Here is a 6,001-nt window from a genome sequence, read left to right as displayed (position 1 = left end):
CGGACGAAACTCAGCAGCGATTACCTACCGTTGTTATGTGGTGTGACGAACAAAGCGTTGCAGGCTTCATTTTTTTCGTTTCCATACCACAAAATTCTTTGTTGGTTCCTTAATTTAGTTCTTGTTTCTATGGAGGAGTTTATCACCGCTTTATAAGTATAAAACCTCCAATCCGCTGCAAAGATAGTAAAAACAGCCGATTTAAAGTACTTCTGGCCGACTTTTTTGATGAAATTTTATCCTTGATGTTTGACTAAAACATGCATTGTTTGACTAAAAACGAACAACTCATAAACTAAGGTATTGATATTAAGCATTTTACAAAATATCACCGCTTCATACTTATAAAACAGCCACGTTAATCAAACATCGAGCGTATGAAGTTGAAGAGTATAGGACAATCTGGTTGCTTGATGTATTCCGAAACGATGTAGTCAACAGAATACTTGTGTATAATCCGGAAATACAGTGTACCATTCCTTGCCCTCTACGGTTGATGGGCGAAACTTTATCCTTACCGATGCCATATACCTTCGTTATAGTCGTTAATTATCCGTTATTTTACTAGTCGTTTTAAAGTGTTCTGCAAAAGGCCGTCAATTGGTTTGTAAAAGGCCATCAATCACCACTCAAAAGACGGCAAATCGCAATGCAAAAGGCCGTGAATTGAAACCCCTCCCCATCATGCTTGTCCGGAGAATGACAGGGAGAGGCCAACATTGCAGTCTTCATCCACGTTCAATCATCCCAATCACAGCCGTTCTTGATTACGTCGAACAACAAATCCTTATAAATTTTTGATTGGCCGTGAAATCGTCGTATGCGTTGAACAATATGGCATATACCAGCCCTGGAGCAACTTGTTTGACCTGTGGGTCTTGAATGTTTATCATTTCGTCATTTCTCTGATTATCAATAAATTACATTAAACAAACAGTTCCCGTAAGGACAAGGCAATGGCTTAGCAAGAAAAAGTCGCCCTCAATCCTGCCTTACAAATCAATGTAAGTATGCCATGCCTTGTTTTTCAGCTACGGTCCTGTACTATTCCACAGCAGCCTTGCTTTTCTTGCGTGTTTTCCGTGTCCGTGAAGATGTTGCAACCTCCGCTGCAACCATTGCGTCGTATTCGTCGCTTGCCTTTTGTGCCAGACCGGTGAAATCCTGCTCCTTACCATCTGTTTCCACAGCCTGTAAGAACAGCATCCATTCCTTCTTCAGGCATTCGGTCTTTTTGTCCACCGTATCCTCATCCATGGCGGCCTTCATCTTCACTTCGGGAATTGACGTTATGAACAGCAAGAGCAGATGCATAGTGCTGGCCTTACTCTCGTCTACAACGGAATTGTAGGCAGAAATCATCATGTCAATGATGGCACTGTTATGCTTCATCTTAGGTTCATGCCTGCAACCCACCTGTATGGCCCTGCGGATTTTGTCTCCACGCTCTATTTCCGCTTGTGTACCCCTCAACTCGTCGGTCAGGCTTCCCTCCAGCACTGCCTTCTCAAGTTTTGCTTTCTTGTAGCCGTCAGTAAGCTTGTATATTTTCCATGCCCCACGGGTTGACATACCATCCTCTGCAACACACTTGTTCACCCTGCTTATTACTGTATCATCACCGTCACTCATGGATTCGACGAAGCGCTTGGTGTCGTTGCAGGTCCATCTCTTTACAATCAGGTTGCGTTCAGCCAGTACGGATCTTACGTCTGTCCCTTCAGGTATGGCAATTTGCTTGACCCCAGCCTTCACGGGAACAGCCTTCGTGCTTGCGTCGGAATAGTACAGTTCCAGGGCCTCGTTCCTGTGCTGACCATCAATGATTGCATAGCAGTATTCAATGCCTTCGGTCTGCAATGTCAGCTTGTTTCCATCCCTGTCGTGCAATGCGATCCCATCCTCCAGCAAGTCGATAGCCTGAAGCACGGATATGTCGTCGAACATCGTGTGCACACGCTTAAAGGACTCTTTCAGGTTCTTAACGTGGGACTTCGATATTTTGCGGTTGTCGTCAATATACACCAATTTTAGCCCAGCTTGGTAAAGCTCCATGTAGTCCACTGACACCCCGTTGCTTAATGCGACCATCAACTTTTGCCTTAGCTCCTCGCTTTGAACAATATTGATGCCTCCAAGGGGCTTTGTTTCTGATGCATCCTGACGCAGCATACCTGTCTGTGCGCCACAGTTACCAACAGGCGTGACGCTACCCTGTGCCATAAGGCTGTTTTCAATACTCCCTGCCGCTGCGTAAGCGGTCTTTCTTTCTACTTTTGTCTTCATTTTTTATTTTCATTATTGTTGAAAATTAGATTCTCAACGTCCGACTTTTTATAAAAGGACTTTCGTCCACACTTGATATTACGGAGATAGCCTGATTTGTTCCACCTCCACAACGTGCTCTTTGAAGCTCCTAACATTTTAGCTACTTCATCCGGGGTAAGATAGGTTTCCTGAACCCTCTCAGCCCTTCCCATCGCCCGACCTTCTTCTATTAATGACAGGCCGAACTCTTTCAAGTCACTTATTCCGACCGTAATACTTATATTATTACTGCCATCGGAAATCAAATCATTTATTTTCATTTCTTTACTTTTTAATAATAAACTTCGGCTCTCACCTCTGTTTAAGGATTATCCTTGGTGATACCATTTCCCAGGTAGCCAACGATGAAACAGAGACACCGCTGGTCGCAAGGGACGATGCAAAGGTAAGACGGACTTGATGTAAAAATATATGTAAACGCTTGATTTCTGGCGAATGGTTATATAACGTTATGTAACCGTTATAAATCTTAGTTTATTGGAGTTTTGTACAATAGACAAACAAAAAAGCCGCACTCCTTTTCGGAATACGGCTGTAATAAAATCTTGGTGTATTAAATTGGGGCTATTGAGGCATTACATCTTGTCAATGACGTTTTTAAGTATATCGTCGTCAATGTTGCGGTATCTTGCAAAAGCCTTGCTGCCTTCAACGTGACCGGACATCTTGCCTACAATGTTCGGGTCTGACACATATTTATATGCATTAGCGACAAAGGTCCTGCGTGCAATATGGCTGCTTGCTATCTTGTTAATCGGACAAAGCTCCATCTCTCCGGTCTTTGGATTACGTACTTCCACTTTACGGATTATCCCTGCAATGGTAAATATCTCCTTTATGGCTTCGTTGTACTTAACTTGTGAAATGAAAGGGAACAAACGTCCCTGTTTATCAACACTTTTGTATTTCTTAATCAACTCCGCGGCCAATGTACGTAGTGGAACCCTTGCTTGTGTGGCGTCCCCTTCATCTTTCGTTTTATGCGGCGTATATACCAGCACTCCGTCGGTTATGTTGCCCATAGTCAGTTTCATGAGGTCGCTGACCCTGCAACCTACGAAGCAATGGAACACGAATATGTCTCGCTGTATTTTCAAATGCTCGGTCGGCATGTCTGTTTCCGCAATCTTGTCGCGCTCATCCGATGATAAATAATAAGGCGTACCGTATCTCTCTACACCTATCTTAACACCGTCGAAGGGTCTATTCTTGGTCTTGCCCTCATCGTAACACCATGAGAAGAAACTCCTTAGTTTTTTCATCATGGTTATTATAGTATTGTTGCCACGTACCTCTATATCCAAACGTCCCCTTCTTATACCGTTGGGCTGTTCCTTTATCATCTTGGCATACTGTTTCGGGTATCTTTCTGAGAGCGCCTTTTCATTTTTCAGGTAGTCGCGGAAATCTTCTATGTCGTCCTTGGTCACCTCGTTTACATTGAAAGTAAAATCCTTGCGCTTACCCATGGTCTGCTGGAACTTAATGAACCTCCATATGTCACGTTTCAACACCTGCATGCCTCTTTCCCTGTCATCACTGAACTCCTTGGCCTTGAGGAACTCGTCAAACAGTTCAAAGAAAGTCTTGTTCCGTTCTATCTCTTCGGGGGTCATGTAATTCTCTGGATGAAAGAACTTGTCGACAACCATTTTCAGCCAATCATCCTTCAAGTCGGTCTTTTCAGCCGACTCATAACACTTGAATATGAAATTCTTAAGGTCGTTTATGGTCTTTTGCTTCGCTTTTATATCCTCACGTTCACTGTTGCTGATGATGCGTTGTTCGTTAATAACAATATCCCCGTTCTGTCGCAACACATAACCGTTCTTTAATGCGTTGCCTTTTGTTGTTGAGCTTATTGTTTTCTTTGGCATCTTGACACCTGATTCGACAGTCTTGCCCCAATCAATCTCGTACTCAAAATATTTTGGGTCTATATATACGCCGCTCTTGGCACGAAGATTGAAAGACGGTCTTTTACAAGACAAAAGGGCACCTTTTAGACTCCAAAAGGCGGCATATCGGAAGGCAAGAGGCGGCATATTGGAAAAGCACTGACACCAGGCACTTACATGTTCCGCGCAAATCATTGTGGCAAAGCAGCTTTCGGGGCGAGTATCAACGACGGCCGCGGCGGCTGCCTGAGCCATGGCGGACATGGCAAAAACCGGTAATGGCATGACCGGAAAACCGTGTAGAACCGACCTGCATGCAAATATGACTGCCGCACCTTCAAGCCACGAGGATGCAGCTAACCACGCCGTAACAAAATTCTCACATCCACGAGAGTGAAAAAATTGTCCTTTCGCTTCGCTTAACCGAAATTTTGCACTATCTTTGCAGGCGCAAAACAGAAATTAAAAACTTATATGGACGATTATCACGCGGAAAAAAAGATGAACTTGTAAGGTGAGGAGGTATGCTTGTACAGACGGTCCTCCCCACTTGACGTAACATTTTTTGGAGGATTGCAAATGAGAACATACTGGAATACCAACAAGGGCTTAAAGCAGATCGGCCAGTGGGAGCCTAACTGCTGGATACAAGTGACATGTCCAACCGAAGACGACCAGCGAATGCTGGAAGAAGAATTCAAGATTCCCGACTATTTCCTTTCAGACATCAGCGATAACGACGAGCGCGCGCGTTACGAGTATGACGACGGCTGGATGTTAATCATCCTGCGTATCCCGTTCGTCAAGGAGATACGTTCGCGCACGCCGTACACGACAGTTCCGCTCGGCATTATCCATAAGCGTGACGTCACGATAACGGTGTGCTTCCACGAGACTAACATGATGATAGACTTCGTAAGCTACCAGCAGAAACGCGGCGAAGGCTTCACGGACTACGTTGACATGATATTCCGCCTGTTCCTCTCGTCGGCCGTATGGTATCTGAAGCGCCTCAAGCAAATCAACAGTCTTATTGAAAAAGCCAAGCGCAACCTTGACCGCGAGGTGAACAACGAGTCGCTCATAGGCCTGTCGCGCCTGCAGGACTCGCTGACTTACTTCATCACGTCTATACGCGGCAACGAGAACCTTCTTGCCAAACTGAAGTTCAAGCTACAGGTGGACGAGCTCGACGCCGACCTTATCGAAGACGTAAACATCGAGATGAGCCAGGCGCGCGAGACTACCAACATTTACTCGGACATTCTCGAATCAACGATGGATACGTACTCAAGCATTATCAACAACAACATGAACACCGTAATGCGTACGCTAACGTCCGTATCAATCATCCTCATGTTCCCCACCCTGATAGCCAGTATCTTCGGAATGAACCTCATCAACGGAATGGAAAGCAATAAGTTCGGTTTCCTTATCGCAATAGTAGTATCCGCGCTGATTTCTGGTATCTCGTGGTGGATTTTTCGCCATAAACGGCTCATTTAGACAGAAAAGTCCATTTTTTTCAAAATAGTTTAGGCGTTTACAATATTTTTAATTAAGTTTGCACACCTATTAGGATAGTTAACAAACCGCCATGCCGCCAGTGCGTAAACACCGGCAATGCGTGTGCTAAAGGCTAATATATAATAAGGTGAAAGCCCGCTGACGGCGCTTAACCGAGCCCCTTACGACAGCACGCAGACCGGCAACAGCAGAGGCCGGACATGGCAAACGTAAAAACGAAAACCGATTCATGAACTAATAAAAAGGTT

Annotated in this window: 4 protein-coding genes; 1 reads left to right on the top strand and 3 read right to left on the bottom strand. The window is 44.7% G+C overall.

From position 1 onward, the window contains the following. Positions 1 to 1,044 precede the first annotated feature (1,044 nt). The 3 genes from H6A34_RS04310 to H6A34_RS04300 form a co-directional block, all read right to left on the bottom strand. Entirely contained in the window at positions 1,045 to 2,286 is a 1,242-nt protein-coding gene (locus H6A34_RS04310) for a ParB N-terminal domain-containing protein (RefSeq protein ID WP_205103678.1), read from the bottom strand. Beyond that, a complete protein-coding gene (locus H6A34_RS04305) occupies positions 2,283 to 2,588 on the bottom strand; it encodes a helix-turn-helix domain-containing protein (protein ID WP_205103676.1) in 306 nt (101 codons plus the stop codon). Before H6A34_RS04305 ends, H6A34_RS04310 begins: the two co-directional genes overlap by 4 nt. A 315-nt stretch (positions 2,589 to 2,903) precedes the next feature. Beyond that, entirely contained in the window at positions 2,904 to 4,319 is a 1,416-nt protein-coding gene (locus H6A34_RS04300; protein WP_205103674.1) for a site-specific integrase, read from the bottom strand. A gap of 486 nt (positions 4,320 to 4,805) precedes the next feature. Here H6A34_RS04300 and H6A34_RS04295 point away from each other — a divergent pair, with 486 nt between their 5' ends. Next, the gene (locus H6A34_RS04295; RefSeq protein WP_021947882.1) at positions 4,806 to 5,732 is read left to right on the top strand and encodes a magnesium transporter CorA family protein; all 927 of its coding nucleotides are present in this window, start codon (positions 4,806 to 4,808) and stop codon (positions 5,730 to 5,732) included. Positions 5,733 to 6,001: the final 269 nt, after the last annotated feature.

Origin of the sequence: Marseilla massiliensis (genome assembly GCF_016899855.1) — a bacterium.
Taxonomy (GTDB): domain Bacteria; phylum Bacteroidota; class Bacteroidia; order Bacteroidales; family Bacteroidaceae; genus Prevotella.
The sequence above is the reverse complement of the archived record's forward strand: the minus strand, read 5'-3'. Positions and strand labels throughout refer to the sequence as shown.

What these genes read in the sequence shown, in the direction of transcription:
- H6A34_RS04310 (WP_205103678.1), bottom strand. Translation starts at nt 2,286, where the DNA reads ATGAAGACAAAAGTAGAAAGAAAGACCGCTTACGCAGCGGCAGGGAGT.
- H6A34_RS04305 (WP_205103676.1), bottom strand. Translation starts at nt 2,588, where the DNA reads ATGAAAATAAATGATTTGATTTCCGATGGCAGTAATAATATAAGTATT.
- H6A34_RS04295 (WP_021947882.1), top strand. Translation starts at nt 4,806, where the DNA reads ATGAGAACATACTGGAATACCAACAAGGGCTTAAAGCAGATCGGCCAG.